The 24785-nt window shown below is 50.5% G+C and carries 24 protein-coding genes; 12 read left to right on the top strand and 12 right to left on the bottom strand.

All coding sequences use genetic code 11. The features are described from left to right. Positions 1-4: 4 nt before the first annotated feature. The 4 genes from rfbD to ABD980_RS01110 all read right to left on the bottom strand — a co-directional run bounded on the left by rfbD (position 5) and on the right by ABD980_RS01110 (position 6676). Positions 5-901, bottom strand: coding sequence for a dTDP-4-dehydrorhamnose reductase (rfbD, locus tag ABD980_RS01125; protein ID WP_345368980.1), 897 nt, complete (start codon positions 899-901; stop codon positions 5-7). A gap of 57 nt (positions 902-958) precedes the next feature. Then, positions 959-2350, bottom strand: a complete 1392-nt coding sequence (gene hglS, locus ABD980_RS01120) for a 2-oxoadipate dioxygenase/decarboxylase HglS (protein ID WP_345368978.1) — start codon at positions 2348-2350, stop codon at positions 959-961. Positions 2351-2367: 17 nt separating this feature from the next. After that, positions 2368-5445 carry a D-2-hydroxyglutarate dehydrogenase YdiJ gene (gene ydiJ / locus ABD980_RS01115; protein WP_345368976.1) on the bottom strand — a complete coding sequence of 1026 codons (3078 nt, stop codon included), beginning with the start codon at positions 5443-5445 and terminating at the stop codon, positions 2368-2370. 289 nt (positions 5446-5734) lie between these two features. Next, a complete protein-coding gene (locus tag ABD980_RS01110) occupies positions 5735-6676 on the bottom strand; it encodes a LysR substrate-binding domain-containing protein (protein ID WP_300647112.1) in 942 nt (313 codons plus the stop codon). A gap of 75 nt (positions 6677-6751) precedes the next feature. Between ABD980_RS01110 and rsmB the strand changes: the two genes are divergently transcribed. Genes rsmB through ABD980_RS01090 form a run of 4 tightly spaced genes read left to right on the top strand, consistent with a single transcriptional unit; the run spans position 6752 to position 11682 of the window. After that, positions 6752-8098, top strand: a complete 1347-nt coding sequence (gene rsmB / locus ABD980_RS01105; protein WP_345368973.1) for a 16S rRNA (cytosine(967)-C(5))-methyltransferase RsmB — start codon at positions 6752-6754, stop codon at positions 8096-8098. A 10-nt stretch (positions 8099-8108) separates the two neighbouring features. Beyond that, a complete protein-coding gene (locus ABD980_RS01100) occupies positions 8109-8705 on the top strand; it encodes a DUF4390 domain-containing protein (protein WP_345368971.1) in 597 nt (198 codons plus the stop codon). Further along, positions 8705-10993, top strand: coding sequence for a sensor histidine kinase (locus ABD980_RS01095; RefSeq protein WP_345369136.1), 2289 nt, complete (start codon positions 8705-8707; stop codon positions 10991-10993). Before ABD980_RS01100 ends, ABD980_RS01095 begins: the two co-directional genes overlap by 1 nt. Before the next feature lie 20 nt (positions 10994-11013). Beyond that, positions 11014-11682, top strand: coding sequence for a response regulator (locus ABD980_RS01090; protein ID WP_345368969.1), 669 nt, complete (start codon positions 11014-11016; stop codon positions 11680-11682). On the opposite strand, the gene ABD980_RS01085 is transcribed toward ABD980_RS01090, so the two are convergent. After that, a complete protein-coding gene (locus ABD980_RS01085; RefSeq protein WP_345368967.1) occupies positions 11679-12566 on the bottom strand; it encodes a methyltransferase domain-containing protein in 888 nt (295 codons plus the stop codon). The two genes, ABD980_RS01090 and ABD980_RS01085, sit on opposite strands and share 4 nt — an antisense overlap. A gap of 42 nt (positions 12567-12608) precedes the next feature. Here ABD980_RS01085 and ABD980_RS01080 point away from each other — a divergent pair, with 42 nt between their 5' ends. Both ABD980_RS01080 and ABD980_RS01075 read left to right on the top strand, forming a co-directional pair. Further along, positions 12609-13382, top strand: coding sequence for a ComF family protein (locus tag ABD980_RS01080; protein WP_300647117.1), 774 nt, complete (start codon positions 12609-12611; stop codon positions 13380-13382). A 7-nt stretch (positions 13383-13389) separates the two neighbouring features. Further along, entirely contained in the window at positions 13390-13860 is a 471-nt protein-coding gene (locus ABD980_RS01075; RefSeq protein WP_300647119.1) for a tRNA (cytidine(34)-2'-O)-methyltransferase, read from the top strand. Here ABD980_RS01075 and ABD980_RS01070 read toward each other — a convergent pair. The 5 genes from ABD980_RS01070 to ABD980_RS01050 are packed head-to-tail and all read right to left on the bottom strand — an operon-like array spanning position 13857 to position 17140. After that, on the bottom strand, positions 13857-14846 hold the full coding sequence (locus tag ABD980_RS01070) for a Bug family tripartite tricarboxylate transporter substrate binding protein (RefSeq protein ID WP_300647120.1): 990 nt from the start codon (positions 14844-14846) through the stop codon (positions 13857-13859). The two genes, ABD980_RS01075 and ABD980_RS01070, sit on opposite strands and share 4 nt — an antisense overlap. Positions 14847-14848: 2 nt before the next feature. Beyond that, positions 14849-15907, bottom strand: coding sequence for an NAD(P)H-dependent glycerol-3-phosphate dehydrogenase (locus tag ABD980_RS01065; protein ID WP_300647121.1), 1059 nt, complete (start codon positions 15905-15907; stop codon positions 14849-14851). Continuing rightward, positions 15907-16407, bottom strand: coding sequence for a protein-export chaperone SecB (secB, locus tag ABD980_RS01060; RefSeq protein ID WP_377536185.1), 501 nt, complete (start codon positions 16405-16407; stop codon positions 15907-15909). The genes ABD980_RS01065 and secB overlap by 1 nt, the downstream gene beginning before the upstream one ends. A gap of 45 nt (positions 16408-16452) precedes the next feature. Continuing rightward, a complete protein-coding gene (gene grxC / locus ABD980_RS01055; protein WP_260650623.1) occupies positions 16453-16710 on the bottom strand; it encodes a glutaredoxin 3 in 258 nt (85 codons plus the stop codon). Positions 16711-16732: 22 nt separating this feature from the next. Next, positions 16733-17140: a rhodanese-like domain-containing protein gene (locus tag ABD980_RS01050; RefSeq protein WP_260650622.1), complete on the bottom strand. Its 408-nt coding sequence runs from the start codon at positions 17138-17140 to the stop codon at positions 16733-16735. Between the two features lie 102 nt (positions 17141-17242). Between ABD980_RS01050 and gpmA the strand changes: the two genes are divergently transcribed. From gpmA to ABD980_RS01030, 4 genes are all read left to right on the top strand, one after another. Further along, entirely contained in the window at positions 17243-17989 is a 747-nt protein-coding gene (gene gpmA / locus ABD980_RS01045; RefSeq protein WP_260650621.1) for a 2,3-diphosphoglycerate-dependent phosphoglycerate mutase, read from the top strand. 17 nt (positions 17990-18006) lie between these two features. Beyond that, positions 18007-19473 carry a murein hydrolase activator EnvC family protein gene (locus ABD980_RS01040; protein WP_345368963.1) on the top strand — a complete coding sequence of 489 codons (1467 nt, stop codon included), beginning with the start codon at positions 18007-18009 and terminating at the stop codon, positions 19471-19473. 76 nt (positions 19474-19549) lie between these two features. After that, on the top strand, positions 19550-21043 hold the full coding sequence (locus ABD980_RS01035) for a S41 family peptidase (RefSeq protein WP_345368961.1): 1494 nt from the start codon (positions 19550-19552) through the stop codon (positions 21041-21043). Beyond that, the gene (locus ABD980_RS01030; protein ID WP_260650618.1) at positions 21044-21805 is read left to right on the top strand and encodes a HesA/MoeB/ThiF family protein; all 762 of its coding nucleotides are present in this window, start codon (positions 21044-21046) and stop codon (positions 21803-21805) included. 8 nt (positions 21806-21813) lie between these two features. Here ABD980_RS01030 and ABD980_RS01025 read toward each other — a convergent pair whose 3' ends face one another. Next, positions 21814-22149 carry a zinc ribbon domain-containing protein YjdM gene (locus ABD980_RS01025; protein ID WP_345368958.1) on the bottom strand — a complete coding sequence of 112 codons (336 nt, stop codon included), beginning with the start codon at positions 22147-22149 and terminating at the stop codon, positions 21814-21816. Positions 22150-22208: 59 nt separating this feature from the next. Beyond that, positions 22209-23657, bottom strand: a complete 1449-nt coding sequence (locus ABD980_RS01020) for a DHA2 family efflux MFS transporter permease subunit (RefSeq protein ID WP_377536192.1) — start codon at positions 23655-23657, stop codon at positions 22209-22211. Between the two features lie 40 nt (positions 23658-23697). Between ABD980_RS01020 and ABD980_RS01015 the strand changes: the two genes are divergently transcribed. Next, positions 23698-23889 (top strand): DUF3460 family protein, encoded by a 192-nt coding sequence (locus ABD980_RS01015; RefSeq protein WP_260650695.1) that lies wholly within the window; start codon positions 23698-23700, stop codon positions 23887-23889. 33 nt (positions 23890-23922) lie between these two features. After that, a complete protein-coding gene (locus ABD980_RS01010) occupies positions 23923-24774 on the top strand; it encodes a segregation and condensation protein A (RefSeq protein WP_345368954.1) in 852 nt (283 codons plus the stop codon). Positions 24775-24785: the final 11 nt, after the last annotated feature.

The following is a 24785-nucleotide window of genomic DNA, read 5'->3' as shown; positions in this document are numbered from 1 at the left end:
GGGGTTAAAGCTGTGCAAATAGAGCTAATTGCGCTACGGCACGTCGTACATGAGTTTGCCAGTGAGGCAACTGTAAGTCTAGCTGCTCCAGTAACAAGCTACTATCCAAATGAGAAAAAGCAGGGCGTGTGGCAGGGGTTGGGTAATCTGATGAGGGGATGGCCAAAACATTGTCAGGCTGTACGCGGGGGCGCATACCATGCGCAATCATCTGTTGCACAATATAGCGAGCAAAGCCATGCCAACTGGTTTGACCAGCGGCGGTAAGATGATATAAACCCGAAGGCATTTGTTGCCGACGATACGCCCAAATGGCAAGGGCTGTCACATCTGCGATCAGCTCAGCAGAGGTTGGCGCTCCAAATTGATCGTCTACTACAGTAAGCTGTTCGCGCTGCATGGCTAAACGCATCATCGTGCGCAAAAAGTTATTACCGTGCCCAGCAAATACCCAGCTGGTTCTAAAAATTAGCTGCTCACAGCCGCTGTTGCGCAGGGCGATTTCCCCGTCCCATTTGGTTTGACCATAGACGTTTTGAGGATTGGGTTGGTCTTTTTCGGTATAGGGTGTAGTTTGTTTACCATCAAAGACATAATCGGTGGAATAATGCACCACTAGGGCATGATTTTTATAAGCAAACTGCCCAATACAGCCAATGGCTTCGGCGTTGATACGCTGTGCGGTGGCTTGGTCGGATTCGGCTTTGTCCACGGCAGTATAGGCGGCGGCGTTTACGATGACGCTGGGTTGAATCTGCGCCAACGTAGTGTGTAATGCTTTTATATTTAATAAATCAGCGCGGTCACGACCTAGCGCCGTTACTTGCCCTAGAGCAGATAAGCTACGTTGTAATTCTGTACCAACCTGTCCGTCTTTACCTAAAATTAAAATATGCTGCATTCATACATTATATGGCTCTAACAGCGAGCCGGTTGGCTCGCTGAGAATAAATAAGAATTATTTCATGCCAAGGGCTTTTAAGCATTGTGTCAAAGAACGTTGCGCGGTTTTTTGATACATGCTTTGTTCATCGATTACAGCACAGCCTAGATCGCGCTCAAAGCGCGCTTGGTTAGAGAGTTGTTTGTATTCAGTGGTGCGATTGTCGCCCAGATTGGATTGAAAAATCCCCGCGGCACTGACGGGCAAAAAATCCTCGTACACAATAGGGTCTAGTTGTACATCACCATTTTCAACAAGCTGAGCGATGGAGGTGTCGGTGGAGTATTGGCCGGCTTTGGCTAAACCTTGTTCCGTTGGAGTGTAATGAAAATACGCTAAATCTTGCTGGAATAGACTGAATAAATCATCGGGGAAGGCCTGAAAATGGTGTTCTAGGGTAGCGTAATACTGCTGAGCATTGGCTTCGGTGGGGGCGCCGCCCATGTCGTTGCGTGTGGCAGCTAGCAGTTGGTCATATAGCTCGCGCCCTTTGGTAGTGAGGGCGGCACCGCGCTGTTCAATTTCCCCAAAGCGGGCGGTGTGGCTACCACGCTCGTGGCCGTGTTGGTCTGTAAAGCGTACGGCCTCTTCTAGGGCTTTAAAGCTGGTTTGGCGCAATAAAATGGGGTGTTGACGGCGGGGTGGGCCTTCGATGACGGCTTTGGGTTGAATACCACGTAGTGGCATTTGGTGTTGTACGGCATCAATATCCAGAGTGCGAGGCGTCAGGTGGTTAATATGCGGGCCTTTAAATGCAACCACGTCGGCGATCAAGCGATGCTGGTCATGTAGCGCGTCGTATTGTGTGCTGGTTACGGTGGCGTCGGCATGCCAACGGAAGGTTTCCAGCGCTTCTTGGACAAATTGCTCGGCATCGGCAGCATGGAGCCCACCCTGTTGTTCGTGTTTTTCAATAAGTGCAAGCGCACCAGGGGTAAAGATTTGTCGGCGTGCCAAAATGGCGGCAGCGTCATCACGCAGTGTGGCGTTGTCGATAAGCTCTAAGCGCAGCAGTGACGTAAATACCCGAAAAGGGCTTTGTTTTAGCTCGTCTTCGTGCAGAGCCCGAAAAGCGGTGGAATGAACCGGCACACCGGCAGGGGCTAGGTCATAGTAGCCTACAGGGAACATACCCATGACTGCAAATAAGCGACGGATGGTGTGGAGTTCTTGGGCGGTGCCCACCCGAATCGCTCCATGGCGCTCCTCGTCTAATCGCGCCAGCTCATGGGTGTTGTGCAGATGTTGGCGCAAGGCGGGGTCGTGCTCTAAGCAGTGCTGGTTCACTGCTGCCACCAAATCCATCAGATCACCATATAAGGGCACTTCGTTTTTGTACATGGCGGACATGGCCGCAGAAAACTGGGCGCGGATTTGGCTAGGTGAAACAAAAGAGGTAGCGCTCATGGGGTCTCCTAAGATTTTTAATGTAGAGGCTGGTGATGTTTTAACACCTGTAAAGGGTGTTGGATTTTTTGTTGGCTAAAGCGGTCGACTTGGCTACGGCATGAGTAGCCGGTAGCAAGCAGGCGACCACTAGCACCATGGCGTGCCACAATGGGTTGCCAAGATTGTTGATAAATGGTGGCCGAGGTGGCTTGGTGCTGGCTCTCGTGACCATAGGTGCCCGCCATCCCGCAGCAGCCACTGGCTAGATTCACCAAATGCAAACCAAATTGCGCAAAGACCTCGCGCCAGAGAGCGGCTGCTTGGGGCGCTGTGGTTTTTTCTGTGCAGTGTCCCAGCAAATAGTAGGTGTTGTCCGCGGTGGTGGCTGGAGCGTTAGGGGCCAGGCCTTTGGCGCTGAGCCACTGGTGGAGCCACTCTTGGGGTAAAAGCACGGTGGGTACGGCGGTGTGGGGGGCGAGCGCTTGTTGGTATTCCTGGCGATAGACCAAGGTCATGGCTGGATCGATCCCAATTAACGCCACGCCCTGTTGGCTAAATTGATGAAGTCGCTGGGCATGGCGTTGGGCTTGTTTTTTAAATGCCGGTAAAAACCCATGAACATGGAGCGGTTTGCCGTTTGGCATAAAGGGGGCAATAAAGATACGAACATCTAGCTGATGCAGCAGTTCGAGCCAGTCTGCCCATAATGGGGTTTCAAAATAACGGGTAAACGCATCTTGAACCAACACCACGCTATTTTGCTTTTGCTCGGAGCTCAGTTGGGACAAGGTTTCTGGTGTGGCAACCTGCGCCCCATAGCGGTTAAGTAGCTCTTGCCAATTGTCTTCGGCAAGTAAAGGAATATCGCTTAGCCCCATGGTTTTTTCCATGAGTTTTTGTGCCCAGGGTTGGCGCATGACCCCGTTATAGAGAGCAGGGACTTTGGCAGCATAGGGCAATGCGTACTCTAGGGATGCTACCGCATAGTCTTTGATTGGGCGCAGATAGCGACTGTGATACAAGTGTAAGAATTTGGATTTAAAATCGGGCACATTGACCTTGATAGGGCATTGGCCAGCACAGGATTTACAGGACAAGCAGCCGTCTAAGGCTTCGTAGACCTGATGGGAATAATCGCTTTGTTTTTTGCGTGGTTGTTGCCAAGTGAATTTTAGTTTTTGTCCAAACTGTTTGGCGTGTTCAAGCCAGCCTTTTGGGGTTTGGTATTGGCTAAGATCCACACCCGCTTGGTTTTGTAAGCGTAGCCATTCGCGTATGGCCGAAGCGCGCCCTTTGGGAGAGTGTAAACGGTCGCGGGTAGCTTTCCACGAAGGACACATGGCATCGTCCACATCGTAGTTGTAACAAGCGCCGTTTCCGTTACAGTACACCGCGCTGTCAAACTGTTGCCAGTTAGAAGAAAAAATTTGGCGATCAAAATCCCCCCGAAACGCGACATCATCTACTGCTAGTAATGTGGCATTGGGTAGGGTGGCGGGGGTGGCGATTTTGCCCGGATTCAGCTGATTATAGGGATCAAAGAGGGCTTTGATCTGTTGGAGAACGGGGTACAGATCACCAAAAAACTTAGGGGCATAACCTGAGCGCAAGCCTTTGCCGTGCTCCCCCCAGAGTACGCCACCGTATTTATGTACCAGCTCGACCACTTGGTCGGTGATGGGGCGGATTTTTGCCGCTTGTTCGGGGTCTTTCATATCGAGCGCGGGGCGCACGTGCAGCACCCCCGCATCCACGTGCCCAAACATGCCATAGCTGAGCTCAGCTTCGTCCAACAGTGCTCTGAATTCGGCTATGAAATCGGCCAGGTTTTCGGGGGGGACGGCGGTGTCTTCCACAAAAGGTTGGGGGCGGACTTCGCCTTGGACGTTACCCAGCAGGCCGACGGCGCGCTTACGCATGCCATATACGGTGTTGACTTGTTGGGCACCGGTGGCCACGGTGTAGCCTAAGCGCGTAACGCTTTGGTCTTGGTCAAGGTGGTCGATAAACGCATCGACCTGTTGTTTTAAGGCAACATCATCATTACCGGCAAATTCGACTAAGTTAATGCCGCGGGTGGGTGTGCCGTCGGCGTTGTCGGGGAAATAGTCGGCAACGCTGTGCCAAACAATGTCATTTTGCGCAAGCTCTAGGACTTTGGAGTCCACTGTTTCGATAGAGAGCGGTTTGAGCGCCATGAGTGCTTTGGCGTCACGCAGCGCCGCTTGAAAATCCGCATAGCGGACGTTGACTAGAATCTGCTCGGTGGGGATGGGCAACACATTGAGCTTGGCTTCGGTAATAAAGCCTAAGGAGCCTTCGGAACCGCAGAGTAAGTTGTTTAGGTTAAATTCGCCATTTTCTTTGATATGCGGCAAATCATAGCCTGTTAGGCAGCGGTTTAGCGGAGGGAAAGTGTCTTGAATTGCTTGGGCATGGGTGGTGATCAAAGCATCGATCTGCTGGTAGATGTCACCAAACTGAGGATCGTTTTTAAATGCTGGAAGCTCGTTTTCGCTTATAGCAAAGGTATCTAGAACATGTCCCCCTAAGACAACGGTTTTGAGCCCTAAAACATGATCACGGGTTTTGCCATAAGTGCAGCTGCCTTGGCCGCTGGCATCGGTGTTAATCATGCCGCCAATGGTAGCGCGGTTCGACGTGGAAAGTTCGGGGGCAAAGAACAAGCCATGCGGTTTGAGTGCGGCGTTGAGCTGGTCTTTGACTACCCCTGCCTGCACAATAGCAACGCGCTCACGAACATCAATGTGCAGAATTTGATTCATATGGCGGGATAAGTCCACCATGATGCCATCGGTAAGTGACTGCCCGTTGGTGCCGGTGCCGCCGCCGCGTGGACTCAATACAATGCCACGGTATTTTTCTTGTGCTACTAGGCGGGTCAAACAGATGACGTCCTCGGTGTGTCGAGGAAACACGGTGGCTTGAGGTAAGCGTTGATAGACAGAGTTATCCGTAGCGAACACGACGCGTTTAGCATAATGCGATTCGATTTCACCTTTAAAGCCTTGTTGCTTTAAGTCGGTTAAGAAATCAGCATAACGCTGCGTTTGCGGCGTGTTCGGAACAGGTAAAAAGGCAATGTGTTTCATGTCTTCCTTAGCAATGGGCTAAGCAGTCACCCAGAATCGCCAGCCCTTGGTTCAGAGTGTCTGCTTCGATAGTAAGCGGGGCGAATAGACGCATCATAGGATGACTTGCTCTGCTAGGCACAAATGGCTGTTTTTTGGAGCATGACCCATTTATCACTACGATTTCGTCAAAGCCATTTTCTATTTTACCTAATACATGGCAAAGCACTGATGGCTTCTTGCACGCAGATGCCCAATCATCATCACACCAAAATTTCATGAGCCTGACAAACGAAATTAACACATGGATTTATTCCTTTTTTTCATGATGGTTTGCGGTGATGCAGGGGTTAGCTTGAATCCAGGTAATAAACTGGCGTAGTGCAGGTTCGTGGGCTTCGTGCTCGGCATAGGTTAAATAGTACGCCCCTTGACTAGCCAGCTCGGCAGGCCATGGTTGGATTAAGTGTTGCTTAGCTAAAGCGGGGGCAGCTAAAAAATGCGGCACTAAGGCGACTCCATATCCGCTGAGTGCGGCTTGAATGCACGCTGACCACGTGGCAAAGCGCGGGCCTTGATAGCTGTGTAGTGGCTCGACGCCTTGTTCGAGGAGATACTGATGCCAAGCGTTGGGACGTGAGCCACATTGAATGAGAGTCATGTGTTGTAGATCAGCGGCCTGTTGGACGGGATGGCGCTGTAATAAATCGGGGTGACAGACGGCAATCATGCCTTCATCAAATAATTTAAGTGCACTGATGCCTTCCCAGTTGCCCTGGCCAAATAAAAAGGCAGCATCACAGTCTAAATGCAACCGCTCGTGAGGGTGGAGTAAATCAACAAAATTTAATTGAATATGTGGATGTTGGTGAAAAAAGGGACTGAGGTAGGGGATCAGCCAATACGCCCCAAAGCTAGGGTGAGCACCGATGGTAAGAGTTTCTAATGTGGCATCTTGGCTGAGCATTTCTAAGGTGGCATGCTCGATATGTTGGAGGATTTTTTGGGTATGTTGTAGATAGCGCAGACCGGCTGGGCTTAGAATTAAACGTTTGCGTACCCGACTAAATAGTTGGGTCTGTAGGTTGGACTCAAGTTGTGCTACTTGTTTGCTGACGGCACTTTGGGTCAGGTTAAGCTCCTGGGCAGCCAGCGTAAAACTCAAGTGGCGTGCAGCGGCCTCAAAACACTGCAACGCGGTGATGGAGGGCACTTGGTGACGAGGTAAGCCAAAGGGCAAAGAATGTCGCATTTTGTTAACAAAAAATGATAAAGTGAGGGTTGCGGCTTTTTAGCATCTTAAACGCTTCTTATTCTCAATGTCTTCATGTCTACCGCATTACAACCCGCTCTTTCTCAGGTTTTGCTCGCTTCAGCGCGCCATATTCAAGACGTGCTTCAGGGGGCGTCGCTTACCGATTGCTTAGCTCAAACACCTGCACCGTTACGGGCAGCGTCGCAAGCGCATAGCTTTTATTGCTTACGCCACCTAGGCTTGGCACAGGAATTACGCCAATTATTGGTGCCGCGCCAGCCTAAAGAGGCATGGTTTGATGCGTTAATGCTACAAGCGTTGTTGTTAGTGGATGTGGCAGTGCAGGTACAAGCAGATAAAAACGTATTTGCAGATCGCCCTGAAACACCGGTGTATTCGGTGCATACGGTGGTAGATCAGGCGGTGGAGGCCGCGCAATCACAGCGATCGATGCGTCCGCTAAAGAACTTGCTGAATGCGGTGTTGCGTCGATTTATTCGTGAGCGTAGCGCGTTATTAGAAAAGGCACAACGTAAGCCGCAAGCTCGTTGGAATCATCCTATGTGGTGGATTCGGGCTTTAAAAAAAGCGTATCCCTCGCAATGGCAAACTATTTTACAGGTCGCTAATATCCCTGCGCCGTTAACCTTGCGCGTGAACCAGCGGCGTTGTTCGGTAGCACGTATGTTGGCTTTATTAGAGCAAGCGGGGATCGAGGCTTGGTCGCCTGCAGAGCCTACCATTGTGTTAGCGCAAGCGCGGCCTGTGCAACAGATTCCAGCCTTTGATTTGGGGTGGTGGTCGGTACAAGATCATTCGGCACAGCTGGCAGGGCAGCTGTTACCGTTGGCGGATGGGATGCGGGTATTGGATGCTTGTGCTGCCCCCGGCGGCAAAACCGCACATTTGCTAGAGCAGGCTGACATTGAGCTTATCGCTTTAGATGCGGATGCCCGACGGCTGACGCGGGTGCATGAAAACTTAGCCCGTTTAGGTTTGGACGGGGCACATGTACAGATTCAAGCTGCAGAGGCTCAAGCGGTGGCGCAGTGGTGGGATGGAAAACCGTTTGATGCCATCTTAGCCGATGTGCCGTGTACGGCATCGGGCATTGTGCGGCGCCACCCAGATATTCGTTGGTTACGGCGAGCTACCGATGTGGCGGCAACGGCAGCATTACAACAGCAGATTTTGCAAGCGCTGTGGGGCACGCTGAAACCAGGGGGGCATTTATTATACGTGACCTGTTCGATTTTCCCCGAAGAGGGGCAGCAACAAATTGATCATTTCTTAACACAGCAGGCAGATGCGGTATTATTACCACAGTCGCCTTTACAACGCTTACCCACCGTAGATACGCCTGAACAAGCAGGTGGCGATGGGTTTTTCTATGCGCTTTTGCAAAAACGCCCAAACTAATGGACACGCAATGAGCTGGCATCGTCTTGTTACTACTTTTATGCTGCTTTGGCTATTGAGCCTGCTAAGCCCTTTAAGCATGGCCGTAGCAGATGAGCTCACCCTATCGGCGACGGAAGAGGTGACTATGGTCTCTCCTCATATCGCTGATAACAAGCTTTATATCGATGCGGATATTCATTTTGACTTGCCTGAGCAACTACGCGAAGTTGCTCTAAAAGGGGTGCCTCTGCATTTCACCGCTGATGTGGAAATTAAAAGCCGACGCTGGTGGTGGTTCGATAAAACCGAAGTCAAAGAAAGTCAAACTTGGCGCGTGGTATATAACGCGTTGACGCGTCAGTGGCGTGTGGGTTCTGGGGACTTATTATGGCCGGAGTCTTCTCTACAAGACGCGTTATACCCCATGCGTCATATTCGTAATTGGGCGGTAGCGTATGCGATTGATCTAGATCCGAACCAAGTGTATGACGGCAAAATCCGCCTGCGTTTAGATACCTCGTTACTCACTCGTCCGCTACAGGTGGACGCTTTAAATGGCCGTGCATGGACTGTCGCCACCCCATGGAAAAATTTCAGTTTCTCCGTCGACGCGCTCCAGCCTTAATCCGCTGGTCGCTACGTACCGCTGCTTTTGTGGCGGGGATCAGTGCCGTGGCACTACTGGCGCTGTTGGTCTGGTCGACGGCGAATGCTTCTCGTTTTGCACAGTACTATGACGTTTTATTTAGCTTAAACGTAGTACTGGCTTTTGCGCTGATGTCTTGGGTGCTGATCCTGACGGTGCGACTATTACGGCAAATTCGTCGGCGTCAGTTTGGCTCGCGCATGACCGCGCGTTTTGCTTGGTATTTTACCTTGATTGGTATTATCCCCGGAGCGTTGATTTATGTGCTTTCCGTACAGTTTTTATCCAAGTCGATCGAATCTTGGTTTAATGTGCGGGTAGATACCGCGCTGGAATCGGGGCTAAATTTAGGGCGTGCGGCGCTGGACCAGCAACTTGATGATTTAAAAATCCGCGCGCGGCAGCTCGCGCGTAATCTTGACGATAGCCAAGGCGACGTGGCATTGATTTTAAGCACGTTGCGCGAAGGCTCCGGCGTGAGCGAGGCCATGGTGTTTACGGGCGGGGGGCGTTTGTTGGCGTTTTCCTCATCAAATTATGCCGTGTTGATGCCTGATATGCCGCCGCAGCAGGTGTTCAACCAGTTGCGGGTAGCACACGAATATGCGGCCGCCGAAGTCGATGAGCAAAGTCCGAATGAAATGGGACTGCGCTTACGTGTGGTTTTGCCTTTAACAGGAAATGACAATACGTTAAGCCAATACGGGATCAATCCTGATAAACGTTGGCTACAGGTATTGCAGCCTGTACCCGAAAAGCTCGCCCGTCATGCTAATCAAATTCAACAGGGGTACAGTGATTATCAAGAGCTGGCCTTATCGCGTACCGGCTTGCGCAAACTATACAGCCTGACGTTAACTTTGGCGCTGGTGCTAGCGGTGTTGGCGGCGGTTTTGTCAGCTTTTGCGTTATCACGGCGTTTAGTACGCCCACTTTTGACCTTAGCCAGTGGCACCCAAGCCGTCGGGGTGGGGGACTACCGTCCCTTGCCTGAAACGGCGGCTAAGGACGAGGTCGGACAGCTGACGCGTTCGTTTAATGCCATGACACGTCAGCTCGAAGAGGCGCGGCGCATGGTGGAAAATAACCGCCGTCAGCTTGAGCGCTCCAATGTGTATTTAGAGTCCGTGCTTAGCCACTTATCTTCGGGGGTGTTGGTTTTTGATCGGGACTTTAGGCTAACGCGTTATAACGAGGGCGCAGCGCGTATTTTGCAGGTGGATTTAGCGGCACTTTTGGGTAAACCTTTGCATCTTAATGATGCCGTCATGGATTTTGAACATCATATTCAAGACGCCTTTGCAGCCCATGTGGCGGTGGAGTCCGAGCGCGAACACTGGCAGCAGCAGTTTGAGACCCAAATCGCCACCGAGCACGATGTGGAGCCGGTGACGATTACGCTGTTAGCGCGGGGCACCACTTTGGTGGTGGACGGAATTCGCAATGGCTATTTAGTCGTGTTTGATGATATCAGTGATGTGATTTCGGCAAACCGTTTGGTTGCATGGGGTGAGGTCGCGCGCCGTTTAGCGCATGAAATTAAGAACCCTTTAACACCGATTCAGTTGTCAGCGGAGCGTCTTGCGTTAAAATTAGTCGACAAGCTTGATGAGCGCGATGCGAATATGTTGAAGCGGGCTACCAATACCATTGTGAATCAGGTGGCCTCGTTAAAACAAATGGTGGAAGATTTTCGTGAGTATGCACGGACTCCACCGGCACAAATGCAGGCGGTAGATATTAACGCGCTGATTACAGAAGTCTTACACTTATATGGTTGGGATCCACAAACCCAAAGCACAGCAGAAAATCAACAGGTACAATTACAAATTAGCCTTCAGGACAATCTGCCTTTGGTGGAAGGCGACCCAACCCAGTTACGACAGATTATTCATAATTTACTTAGCAATGCAACGGATGCATTGCTGCAGGATGCCAGCCAACCGCAGCCGTGTATAGTCGTACGCACGAGCCTGACAGCGGATAACCAAAACTCCCAGTCTGCGGTACGATTAGTGGTGTCGGACAATGGGCCAGGCTTTGACGAAGCCATTTTGGCACGGGTGTTTGAACCCTATATCACAACCAAATCCACTGGTACTGGCTTAGGACTTGCTATAGTTAAGAAAATTATTGAAGAACATGGCGGTAAAATTGATATTGCAAATCGCCACGACGGGGGGGCGCGTATTTCGATTTTATTTACGCACCTAGCCAACACGACGCAAACACTGCATAATCAATCCGAAGGCAGTGATGATGCCTAAAAAGAACGTAGGGACGGTTTATGGCCAGAATTCTGGTAGTTGATGACGAAATCGGTATCCGTGAACTCTTATCGGAAATCTTATACGACGAGGGACACTCGGTAGAGGTCGCCGAAAATGCGGCACAAGCTCGCGAGGCGCGTCTGCGCGCACGACCAGATCTCGTGTTATTGGATATTTGGATGCCTGACACCGACGGGGTCAGTTTGCTCAAAGAGTGGGCAGCACAAGGGCTTCTGGATATGCCAGTGATTATGATGAGTGGTCATGCAACAGTAGACACCGCGATGGAAGCCACCCGCATTGGTGCGGTGGATTTTCTCGAAAAGCCCATTGCCATGCAAAAGCTGCTCGATGCGGTGGCGTCTGGGTTAGAGCGTACGGTGGTGGTACCTAAAAATATCGCGCAAAATACGGCACGCGCTGCGACCGCGCCGGCGGCTGCCGCAGCACCAGCGGTGGTGCAGCAACAAGACGAGTCGTATTTGGGTTCGATATCGTTGGAGCTGCCGTTACGCGAAGCACGTGATGAGTTCGAGCGCATTTATTTCGAATTTCATCTTGCCCGCGAAAACTACAGCATGACACGGGTTTCCGAGCGCACGGGACTAGAGCGTACCCATTTATATCGCAAACTAAAACAGCTGGGCATCGATGCCTCTGCGCGTCGGCGTCAGCAGTCGTCTTAGTTTTTGCGCTTAATACTTGACAAGGGGATATGGATTTCATTCCCTTGTTTTTGTATGGCTGCGCGCCAAGCGTGGCCATAGGCGACTTCTATACTTAAATGAATCGTGCCATCCATATGGCGTTGGGCTTCTAGCGCGTCGATCACACGTAAATAGTCGGCTCGGCCGATAATATGCCGATGGGGGTTTGGGTTGCCGCCCATCGCGCGCACGTCCTGCAATAGGGTTTCTGCCGATTTATACGTCAGGGTGATGATTTCTTGATCCATGACGGGGTCACTAAACCCATTTTGCAGCAGCATATCACCATAATCATGCATATCTACAAAAGCCATGGTTGCCGTCGTGACTTGGGCTTGCTCAAGCGCGTGGCGTAATTCTTGTAGCGTAGCCGGGCCAAAGGTAGAAAACATTAATAATTTATCCGGGCGCAGTAGTCGACGCCACTCTTGAATCACCTGCGGGGGATTAGGGTGCCAATGTAAAGCCAAATTGGACCAAATCAAATCAAAAGATTGGGGGGATAGGCCTGTTTTAGCTAGGTCGGCTTCTACGAAAGTGGGTGATTTTAGGGCTTTTTTTCGTAAACGTTGCCATAGACTAGGCTGGTGGCCGTAGCGTTGTTGGGCAACGGCCAATAACGCAGCGCTGTGGTCTATCCCTACGTAGTCCATATCTACATAGCGTGCGCGCAAGGGGTCAATGGCATGACCCGCACCGCAGCCCGCATCAAGAATCTGCTCTGGTTGCACCACGATATACGCTAAACGGGACAGCATACGTTGGGCGATTTCGCCGTACAAAAACTGGGGCGCATCTAAGGGCGCACGACGATTAAATTGCTGTCGCACGGTTTCGGAAGAAATAGGGCGGGAAGGGGTCATGACACACAGCCTTTTGGTAAACATACTCCTAAAGGTTTTATTATGGCTGATTTCCTATCTCTAGGCGACTTAGGGCGATGGTGGCAGATAGTGGATGCATTGCGTCAGCGTATTCCTACAGCGTGTGTGTTGTGTGGGGAGCGCACACAAGGGGGCGGTTTATGTTCATTTTGTGTCGCCGATTGGCATTATCGTTATAAACATGTGCGTTGGCGCTGCCAAAGGTGTAAAGTAGCGCAGTTGAGTGGTGTATGTCGTGCGCAGCAGCTATGTCAGCGTTGTTTAGTACAGCCGCAGGCTTGGCATGCGCTAGCAGTCGCTTTTGATTATGTGGCGCCTTTAGACAGTTTGATTTGGCGTTTTAAAAATTACCACCAGCTGCGTTTAGCGCCAATGTTAGCGCGTATGATGCAACAAGCGATGTGGCGTGATGGTTGGGAGCTCCCTACAGCGATGGTGGTCACGGCGATTCCTTCGCGGCGGCAGGCATTGCGCCGGCGTGGATTTAATCCCGCCATGGAGCTGGCGCGTTATTTGGCGCGTTATTTGGGTTTGCCTTTAGCCTCGGATTTGTTAGCGTTGACGCAGCCCAAAGCAGATCAAGCGCAAAAACACCGCACGCAATCGCAGCGCTGGGTGCATGCACAGCATGCTTTTGTTTGGCGGGGGGCCCCGCCTCCTGAAACGTTATTATTGGTTGATGATGTATTGACTACGGGCAGTACGCTACACAGTGCCGCTTGTTGCGCCCTAAATCATGGGGTGAAACAGGTCTATGCTGTGACGTTAGCGCGTGTGCCGTGGTCGATGTTGTGATGGTGTTATGTTCCATATTGTTCTTGTATCCCCTGAAATCCCTCCTAACACCGGTAATGTGATTCGCCTTGCGGCTAATACCGGTGCCTATTTGCATTTGGTGGAGCCATTAGGTTTTAGGCTCGAAGACAGCAAGCTTAAGCGAGCGGGTTTAGATTATCACGAGTGGGCACGCTTACAGATCCACCCCAATTTACCCCAGGCATTGCAGCATATTGGGGCAGTACCAGAGCGCTGTTTTGCCATGACGACCAAAGGCTCATCGCTGTTAGGTGGGCAGCGTTTTCAAAAAGGGGATGTATTTGTATTTGGCTGCGAAACGGCAGGATTGAAACCCGAGCAAGTGGCGCTTTTTGCACCAGCACAAAGGCTGCGACTACCCATGATGCCTGAGCAGCGCAGCCTGAATTTATCGAATGCTGTCGCCGTAACGGTGTTTGAGGCCTGGCGCCAGCTGGGTTATGAGGGCGGGGTTTAATCCAGTGTTAATTGTAAGCGCTCGATGACTTCGTCCCAAACCACTTTTTCCGATTGAATGCGTTCGGTCATGGCGGCGGGGCTAGAGGATTCGGGCGTAAAGTACAACGCACGGATTTTTTCTTGTACCTCGGGGCGAGCTAAGACCTCTTGGGTCAGTTCGTTTAAACGGGTTACGATGGCTTCTGGTGTGCCGGAGGGTACAAAGAGAGCATCCCAAGAAATGGCCTCAAAGCCTTCAAAGCCCTTGGTTGCGGCCACGGGTGGCATATTCGGCACCAGCTCGCTTTCCTCCAAACTGGTTACGGCTAAGGCACGGATTTTGCCCGAGTTGACTTGGGGCATGGCAATACCGGGTACCATGAATGCGCCGTGAATATCCCCTGCAATCACACCTGAAATAATCTGCGGAAAACCGCTATAAGGGATATGGGTGAGCTCAATGTCAGCCGCATGTTCTAACATAGCCATGCTCAGATGCGATGCGCTACCGGCTCCGACCGAACCGTAATTTAACGCCCCTTTTTCTTTTTTAGCTAGCTCGATGAATTCAGTTAGGTTAGTAGCGGGTGAATCGGCGGGCACAATTAACACATTGGGACTGGTACCCACTAAAGAAATGGGTTGTAAATCTTTGAGTGGATCGTATCCTAATGATTTTTTATACAGGGTGGGGGCTGTCACCATAGGACCATTGATGGTCAATAGTAGCGTATAGCCATCGGGTTTGGCTCTGGCGACAAAACGTGTGCCAATATTGCCACCTGCGCCAGGTTTGTTGTCGACGATGATGGTTTGCCCGAGGGCTTGAGACATGGGCTCGGCGATCGTGCGCGCCAATACATCAGGCGATGAGCCTGCGGGAAAGGGAACAACCATTTGAATGGTTTTTTTAGGCCAGTCGGCAGCGATCGCCGCGCCAGTCGAGGCCAGTAATGCCACACCAGTGGCAGCGGCAAGCACTGTTTTTTGTAAAAATTTAAGCATAGTTAGTCATCATAGGAATGTTCTAAGCGGGCGACGCGGGCGAGCAGCTGCTGCACGGCTTCCATGGGAGATAAGCCATGAAATAATACGTCGCACACCGCTTGGGTGATCGGGGCTTCGATTTGGTGTTGTTGGGCAATACGCAAGGCGGCTTGAGCACAACGCACTCCCTCGGCCGTTAAGCCCGAAGCCAAAATAGCATCCAAGGTTTTGCCTTGGGCAATAGCTAGCCCCACCTGTCTATTGCGTGATAAGTCGCCGGTAGTGGTTAACACCAAATCGCCTAATCCAGTTAGTCCAGAGAAGGTAGCGGCTTGGCCACCCAGCGCGGTACCGATGCGTTGCATTTCAGCTAAGCCTCGAGTAATGAGTGCCGCGCGGGCGTTAGTGCCCAGAGCAAGCCCGTCGCTAGCACCGCAGGCGATGGCGATGATGTTTTTGAGCGCCCCGCCTATTTCTACCCCGATTAAATCAGTGCTGCTATAAATGCGCGCAGACTGTCCATGCAAAATGGATACGGTGCAGGCGGCCAAATCTGGTGCGTGGCTTGCTACAGTGAGCGCTACGGGTAAACCTTGGGCGACCTCTAGCGCAAATGAGGGGCCCGATAAGGTACCGGTTTTGAGCCATGAGTAAGCAGGCAGGTATTGAGCGGTGATTTGATGCGGCAGTTGGGAGGTTTTCGGATCAAAGCCTTTGCAGGTGCGCAAAATATACAACGGGTGACGACGCTGCGTTGGTAAGTAATCGTGTAAACGAACGCAGATGTCTTGTAAACCGGCTAAGGGCACACCCAGAATAATTAATCCGGGTTGGCTATCATCGCCCAAAACGTGATCAATGGCGCGGGCAAAATCATCGGTAGCCTGTAGCGTGGTGGGCAGCTTTACCCCCGGCAGATAGTGCGGCAGCTGGTGTTGCTGGTTAATGGCGGCGGCGCTGTGGGCATTACGCGCCCAGATTAAGGTGGACGCACGGTGGCTGGCAAGCGCCGCTAATGCGGTGCCCCAGCTACCTGCGCCCAGTACCGTGACGGGAACAGTAGATAGGGCGTTTGGCATTACTGAACCTGTTGGTTTTCTTCACCATTGGCGGCAGCCATTTGCTCTGCCACCCGCTGCTCGTAGAGTGCTTGGAAGTTAACTTCGCTTAGATGCAAAGCAGGCAACGAGGTCCGGTTGATGGCATCGGCGATGGTGGCTCGCAGATAGGGGTACAACATGGTGGGGCAAACAATACCAATGAGTGGATCGAGCTGCTCATCAGGAATGTTGGCGATTTCAAAAATACCGCCTTGGGTGGCCTCGACCAAATATAAGACCTTGTCTTCGATGCGGGTGGTTACGGTGGCGGTTACGGTGGATTCAAATACCGTTTGCGCCAAGCGCTTTGCACCAACATTGATTTCTACGGAAACGCTTGGGCCCTCTTGTTCTAAAAAGATTTCTGGCGCGTTGGGCATTTCCAAAGATAAATCTTTGACGTAGCTGCGTTGCAAGCTAAAGACGGGGGCGTTTTGCTCTTCGGCACCTACGTTTTGATTTTCTTGGTTTTCAGCCATGATGTACTCCTGTGGGGTAAATGAATAAATAATAAATAAGACGTATTACGCCGATAATAAGGGCACTAAGCCACCCGCTTGATCCAATGCGGCTAAATCATCATAGCCGCCAATATGTTGATCGCCAATGTAAATCTGGGGCACAGTGCGGCGTTGCGTGCGCTCCATCATGATGTCACGCTGGGCGGGATCACGATCAATGAAGATTTTTTCAATCTCTGTTACACCGCGTTGTTTGAGTAACATCTCTGCGCGGGTGCAAAATGGGCACACTTGGGTGCAATACATTGTTACCTTAGCCATTCGTCATACCTTTGTAGATAGTTTAGGATTTCTTAGTGGGTAAACCGGCCTGTTTCCAAGCCATGAGACCGCCTTCCAGGATAGCGACTTCTTTAAAGCCTTGTTTACGTAGCAAGGCGGCGCTGCTGTTGGCGCTGCGGCCTGTGTCACAAACCACGATAACGGGTTTGTCTTTAGCGAGTTTTTCTGTCTTGGAGGCTAGCTCTGCTGCTGGAATGTTACGCGCTTGGGGAATATGCCCTGCTTTATAGCTATCGGGCTTGCGTATATCGATTAAAATAGCTTGGCGTTGGTTGATTTGTTGTACGGTATCATTGGGGCTGATGAAGTTTCCACCCCGTTTGGATAGACCTGGAAACAACAACATCATGCCAGAAATAAATGCCACGACTAAAATCAGCAGATTGTTGGTATCGGTTAAAAAGTCCACGATGAGTCCTGTGTAAAACCTAGTTTAAATAAAAGAGTTAATTGGGCAAAATCGACTAATTATAATGGACAAAAATTTTGTAATCTAAAGGCTATTTTTACCATGTATAAACTTGTACTGATGCGCCATGGCGAAAGCCAGTGGAACTTAGAAAACCGTTTTACCGGTTGGACAGATGTCGATCTTACCGAAGCGGGGCGTGAGCAAGCCCGCCAAGCCGGTGAGCTCTTAAAGCAAAACGGTTTTAAATTTGATATTGCCTTTTGCTCCGTTTTAAAACGGGCGATTCGTACATTATGGATTGTTTTGGATACCATGGATAGCGTCCATATCCCCGTAGGCAAAAGCTGGCGTTTAAACGAGCGTCACTATGGGGCGCTGCAGGGTTTGAATAAAGCGGAAACCGCTCAAAAATATGGTGATGAGCAGGTTCATATCTGGCGTCGCGCTTATTCAATTGGTCCAGACCCAGTTGCCGAGGATGACCCTCGTCATCCTAAACATGATCCCCGTTATGCCAATCTTAAACCAGAAGACTTGCCCGCTACAGAATGCTTAGAGCAAACCGTAGCGCGCGTTGTTCCATTTTGGAATGATTCCATTGCACCAGCGATTCGTTCAGGTCGCAGCGTATTAGTCACTGCACATGGTAATAGTTTACGTGCTCTGATTAAACATATCGACAATATCTCCGAAGAGGATATTGTGAATTTGAACCTACCGACGGGGCAACCTTTGGTTTTTGAGCTTGATGAAAATCTTAAGCCGATTCGCCACTATTTTTTAGGCGATGAAGAGGCCATCAAGGCACAAATGGCCGAGGTTGCAAACCAGGCGAAAGCCAACTAATCAATCAAAAGGTAATTATGCTGTTGCGTATCTGGGCGCTTCTTTTACTGAGTATGGGTGTCATGAGTGGGGCCTGGGCTCAGGCATCGCTCAGTGCGCAGCAGGCCGAGGCACAAAAGCAGCGCGCTGAGCTTCAACGGCGCATTGCTGAAATCCAAAAACAAATTGAATCCACACAAAGCGATAAAAAACAAGCGCTCACGGCTTTGCGCGATGTAGAAAGCCGCATTTCAGATACCGATCGTGAGCTAACGCTTTTGCAACAACGGCAAACGCAGGTGCAAAAACATCTGGCTGATCTGAAACAACAAATTCAACAACAACAAAAAAAGCAAGAACAAGGTCAACAGCAGTTGGCGGAACAGCTTCGGGCGCAATATGCCAGTGGCTTATCACCATGGACGGCATTGTTGTCGGGCAAAGACCCCCAGCAGATCCAACGTGAGCTTGGTTATTTAGGGTATGTGACCCAAGCTCAAACTGAACAGGTTCGGGTATTGCAGCAGGGCTTAGCACATTTACAACAGTTGCATGCTGCCGTAGCCAGTAATGAAAAAGAATTGGCGCAGCTAGCCGCACAAACCGAGGTGCAAAAACAACAGTTCATGCAACAGCAGACCGAGCGGGAAAAGGTGTTGGCGCAGGTGCAAGATCAGCTAAAACAGCAGCAAACGCAGGCCAAAACCTTAGCCAATAATGATGTGCGCTTAGGGCAGCTGATCGACGGTTTAGAAAAAGAAATCGCCCGCCAAGCAGAGCTACGGCGTCAAGCCGAAATTCGCCGTCAGGCAGAGCAAGCACGTCGTCGCGCAGAAGAGCAGCGCCGTCAGGCAGAGCAAGCTCAGCGTTTGGCCGAGGAAAAAAAGCGTCAAGCCGAAGCCGCGCAGCGTTTAGCACAGCAGCGTGAACAGCAGGTTCAAGAAACCCAAGCCCTTGCAGCCGTGGAACAAGAGGCAGCTCGTAAAGCCGAGGATGCGCGTTGGCAGGCCTTAGCGCATACGCCCGCTCAGCCAGCAGCACCCGTGGCGCCACCCCCGCCACCGCCTTCTCCCAAAGCACCAGCGCCGCCACCTGCTGTAGAGCCGGAGCGTGGCTTTGCGGGTTTAAAAAGGGGCTTAACCCCACCAGTACGGGGTGAGACTCTAGGGCGGTTTGGTGCTGAGCGCCCTGAGGGTGGGCCATGGCGTGGGGTGGTGTTTCGCGCGCCAGCAGGTACTCCTGTTAAGGCCATCAGTGCTGGGCGGGTTGTATTTGCAAACTGGATGAGTGGCTTTGGTAATTTGTTAATTATTGATCATGGCGCGGGTTTTTTAAGTGTCTATGGTAATAATCAAAGTGTGTTAAAACAGGTCGGTGACGTAGTGCAAGCAGGTGAAGCGGTAGCACGAGTTGGGGCAACAGGCGGGCAGGTAGAGCCGGGTGTCTATTTTGAAATACGACAAAATGGTCAGCCCGTAAACCCCTTGATTTGGCTAGGCAACTGATTGCCTAAACGCCTATAATGCGGCATAAAGCACAAACAGATTGCGTTGTTGATATTACAAATATAGGACTCTTTGCATGGGCTCTCGTAGGCTAAACCGAATTGGGTTAATTTTATTAGGTGGTGTGGGGGGGGTGCTCGCTAGCTTGGCTATTAATGCCGTGGCACAGCGTGGAGAACCTTTGCCATTGCGCGAACTACAACAGTTTGCCAATGTTTATTCAGCCATTAAAAGCAGCTACGTCGAACCCCTCGAAGACAGTGCTTTAATCAACGAAGCCATTAAAGGTTTATTTAATGATCTGGATCCCCATTCCACTTATCTGGATGCCGAGGCGTTTAAAGAAATGGAATCCATGACGCAGGGCGGTTTTGGGGGGTTAGGGATCGAGATTGGCCACGAAAATGGTTATCCCACTGTGATCTCGCCGATCGAAGACACGCCTGCGGCCAAAGCTGGGATTCTCGCTGGTGATGTGATTGTGAGCATTGATGGCAAGTCCACCAAAGATATGTCTTTAAATGAAGCCGTCAAAAAGATGCGTGGCGAGCCTAAAACGTCGATTACATTGAGCATCCAGCGCGGTGAGCAAAAGCCTTTTGACGTCACAATTGTGCGCGACCACATTAAAGTCAAAAGTATTCGTGGTAAGCGGCTTGATAATGATATTTTATATGTACGTATTTCTCAGTTCCAAGAGCGTACGGCTGCCGATCTAATCACACAAATTCAAACCCTAAGCAATAATCAACGTCCACGCGGCTTGGTGCTTGACGTTCGTAATGACCCGGGTGGGTTATTGGATAGCGCTATTGGTGTGACCTCCGCTTTTTTGGATCAGGGGGCATTGGTGGTGTCGACTAAAGGGCGTATTCCCTCGTCCAACCGTGAATACTACGTGAAGCCACTAACACAGGTGGTAGGTAGCAATGATCGGGATGTGGCCCAGCAGTTATCTTGGCTCAAAGATATCCCTATTGTAGTTCTGATTAACGCGGGTTCAGCCTCGGCCTCGGAAATTGTCGCGGGGGCATTACAAGACCATGGCCGCGCTACCGTCATGGGCACGCGCAGCTTTGGTAAAGGCTCTGTACAGAGTGTGTTGCCGTTGGATAGTACGTCTGGCATCAAACTCACTACCGCGTTGTATTACACCCCAAGCGGTAAATCCATTCAGGTCACGGGGGTTGAGCCGGATATTTATGTGGATGATACCGCCCAAGGTAATCTATTCCGTATCCCGCGCGAAGCCGATTTGCAGCGCCATTTGAACAATGCTGGGGTCGAGGATGAGTCCTCTTTTAATGCGGACGAGGACAGCTATGTCAAAGAGCCGAAGATGTTTGAGTTTGGCGGCGAGGATGATTTCCAGCTACAGCAAGCTATTAACCATCTCGAGGGGCGTCCAGTGAAGAAGTCCGATCCTTCTGCACAGCCTAAGTCGGATAGCGACACAAAGGATACCAATGAAACGGCAAGCCCCGAGGCTGAAAAAAAAACTCCAGTAACTAAGTCCGGGGAGGTAAAACGTTACCGTATTACGCCCGAGGGCTTACAACCGGTGCAGTAAATGGCGGATACGTCTTTAGATGATGCGCAGTTAATGCGCTATGCGCGGCATATTTTGCTTGATGAATTTGGCATTGAAGCCCAAGAGCGCATTTCCTCTGCTCGAGTTTTAATCATCGGTGCGGGGGGCTTGGGCTCTCCCGCCGCCTATTATTTGGCCGCCGCAGGGGTGGGGCAGATCACATTGGTAGACAATGACGAGGTGGATTTAAGTAATCTACAGCGCCAGATTTTGCATAACTCCGAACGTGTTGGGGTGAATAAAGCCCTTTCAGGTCAGCAAACCTTGCATGCACTTAACCCCCTCATTCACATTGTTCCTTTACCAGATCGTCTGGATGAGGCAGCGCTGCATCAGCTTGTCCCACAACACGATGTGGTTTTAGATTGCACCGATAATTTTGCTACTCGTCACGCGATTAACCGCGCTGCGGTGGCGCACCGCGTCCCTGTTGTATCGGGCGCGGGGATTCGTTTTTCTGGGCAAATCAGCGTCTATGATCTACGCGACCCCAACGCCCCTTGTTACCATTGTTTATTTCCCGAAGCCGATGATGTGCAGGAATTACGTTGTGCGACTACCGGTGTTTTGGGGCCATTGGTAGGCATGGTGGGGTGTGTACAAGCCGCCGAAGCCTTAAAGCTGCTTGGCGGCTTTGGCGAACCTTTAGTTGGTCGTTTACTAAGCGTGGATGCGCTGACCATGCAATGGCATACGGTTCGCTTTAGAAAAGATCCAGAATGTTTGGTGTGTAAACAGTAGTATTACATTTAAGCTTTTTTCAAAAACTCAGATTTTAGTTCGTATGAAATACCGTTGATGCGACAAGCCACATCGTGATCGCCATCGATAAGTCGAATTCCACGGGCCTTAGTGCCTTTTTTTAAATTGGTGGAAGAACCTTTGACTTTGAGGTCTTTGATTAAAAGCACGTCGTCGCCGTCTTGTAAAAGATTGCCGTTGCTGTCACGGACCTCGCGGCTTTCTTCTACAGGGGTGTCAGCCACCATGGGCCATTCATGGGCGCAGTCGGGACAGATATAAAGATCGTCATCGGGATAAGTGTGCTCCATGGCGCATTGGGGGCAGGCTGGAATATTTTGCATTGGGTTTCCTTTGTATCAATTAGTGCAAATCAGGGTGATTTGCTTACCGTTGAGCGATTTTAACTGCTTTTCTTGTTTTGTAGACTAGCGCCAGCTTGTTGTGGCAAGCGTTTAAAGGAAAAAAAGGAAATCGCAGTGAGCCCGCCGATGACTATGAACCCCCAAAAGAGATCCTGAGTATGGACTTGAGCATGTTGATGCCAATGCATGCTGATGTTTAGCGTGATCGCAGCACAGGCCACGCCTAAGCTGATCCCTAGTTGTTGAGCCATCGCCGCAAAAGAGCTGGCACGGCTCATGGCCTGTTGATCTAGATCGGCGTAGGTAAGGGTGTTTACGGCCGTAAACTGAAGAGACCTAAACACCCCACCTACGCCTAAAATGCATGACATCCACCATAGCGGTGTGGATTCGCTAAAAAAGCCGCATAAGGCAATAAATAGACCCGTGAGCAAAGCGTTATACATCAGCACATTTCTATAGCCAAAGCGGCGAATAATCCGTGGCGCAAGGGGTTTAATTACAATCGCGCCTACGGCACTGGTAAAAGTCACAAGCCCTGCTGCCAAAGCGCTCATGCCAAAGCCAAGTTGCAATAAAAGGGCTAACATAAAGGGTACTGAGCCCAAGGAAAAGCGACATAAATTACCGCCAAAAATAGAAATCGCAAAGCTGCGCGTGCGTAATAATGACAAATCAATAATAGGAAAGGCGACGTGTTTGGCATGCCATATATACCAAGTAGCTGTAATTAGCCCTGTGCCAAACAATAGTGCTAATTGCTTAGGGCTCAATTCGCTATGCCCGATGGACTCAAAGCTCACCACCAGACAAGCTAATGCCATCGCACTTAAAAAAAAGCCCAGCCAATCTAAAGGAGGCGCTTCATTGGGTAAATCGGCTCGTATATAGCGTAAAACCAAAGCAATACCTAATAGGCCAACAGGGATATTGATTAAAAAAATCCAGTGCCAAGAAAAATAGGTCACAAAAAATCCCCCTACGGGTGGGCCCACAATAGGACCAAGTAGGGCGGGTAGGCTTAAAATGGCCATGGCACTGAGCAGATCGGATTTTGGGGTGCGTCGTAGCAAAATAATACGCCCAACAGGCACCATCATGGCTCCTGCCAGCCCTTGTACAATGCGGGCAGCAATTAGCTGGTTCAGGCTTTGTGAGATGGCGCAGGCTAGTGAACTTAGCGTAAAGAGTAAAATCGCGGCAATAAATACGCGTCTGGCGCCAAATTTATCTGCAGCCCAGCCGCTGACTGGCACAAAGACCGCAACGGCAAGCAAATAGCTGGTGATAATGGTGTTCATGCGAATGGCATCGGTGTTCAACGATGCTGCCATCATGGGCAAAGCCGTAGCCACTACGGTGGAATCGAGCATTTGCATAAAGAGGGCACAGCCTACAATGTAGGGAATAATGCGAATCGCACGGCGTTCTTGGGGGGAAAGTGGGGTTGGTTCCGATGACATGTGTTTTGTGGGCTCAGTTTGCAGTACACTACGTGTATGTTTAATGACTTCTCTACGCACCATTATGGCAAAGAATTACGAATCTGAAATCACCCAATTTTTAAATGATTTCAAAAAACAAAACCCTGCAATCGAAGCCGGTCAGCGTGAAGGGCGCGCTCGGCTTTGGGACAAGCATATTGATCCCGAGCTTCAAGAGGGGTATCGTGCTGCCGCTGTGCCACAACCCCCCTATGTGTATTATCAAGACAATTAATTTGTAGCTTAAGGTCTACGGCCGTCATATAGATTGAACACTGCAGCAGATAGTCGTCATTCCGCCTTAGACTCTAAGGAGGTCTACGCTCGCCTATATGGGGAGCCGCTTTTTGCGATTCCACAGGATTTATACATCCCCCCTCAAGCATTAGAAGTGGTATTACAAAGTTTTGAGGGGCCCTTAGATTTACTGCTTTATTTGATTCGTAAGCAGAACTTTGATGTATTAGATATTCCGATGGCCGAAGTCACCGAGCAGTATTTGGAATATGTAGAGCAGTTACGTCAATCTAATCTTGAATTAGCGGGTGAGTACTTGTTGATGGCGGCGCTACTGATCGAAATTAAGTCGCGTATGTTGCTCCCCGTCAAGAAAGCCGATACGGGCGAGGAAGTTGAAGATCCTCGCGCAGAATTAGTGCGTCGTCTTTTGGCGTATGAGCAAATGAAACAGGCGGCTTTGGATTTAGATGCGGTACCACGCGTAGAGCGAGATTTTTGGATAGCGCACGCTAAAGCTGACTTGCATATTGAGGAAATTCTGCCCGAGGTCTGCGCAGAGGATTTACGCCAAGCATGGCAAAATATATTGCGGCGCGCCAAGCTCCATCAGTCGCACACCATTACGCGAGAGCAGTTGTCGGTGCGTGATCATATGAGTCAAATTCTAAGGCGCTTGTCAACGACCGAGTTTTTAGAGTTTAATCAGTTATTTAATGAATTGTTACAGCAGCATACTGCAGATGCTACTGCCGTGGTGGTAGTGCATTTTTTAGCCATGTTGGAACTGGCAAAAGAAGCATTGATTGCGATTAGCCAAGCCAAGCCGTATGATCCGATCTATTTGCGGTTGGCTTATCGGCAGCCAGCAGTACCTGCTTGATTTTTTCCATC

The organism is Paenalcaligenes hermetiae (assembly GCF_039543645.1).
GTDB lineage: Bacteria > Pseudomonadota > Gammaproteobacteria > Burkholderiales > Burkholderiaceae_B > Paenalcaligenes > Paenalcaligenes hermetiae.
Note: the sequence above shows the minus strand (reverse complement) of the source record. Positions and strands in the feature narration are given on the sequence as shown.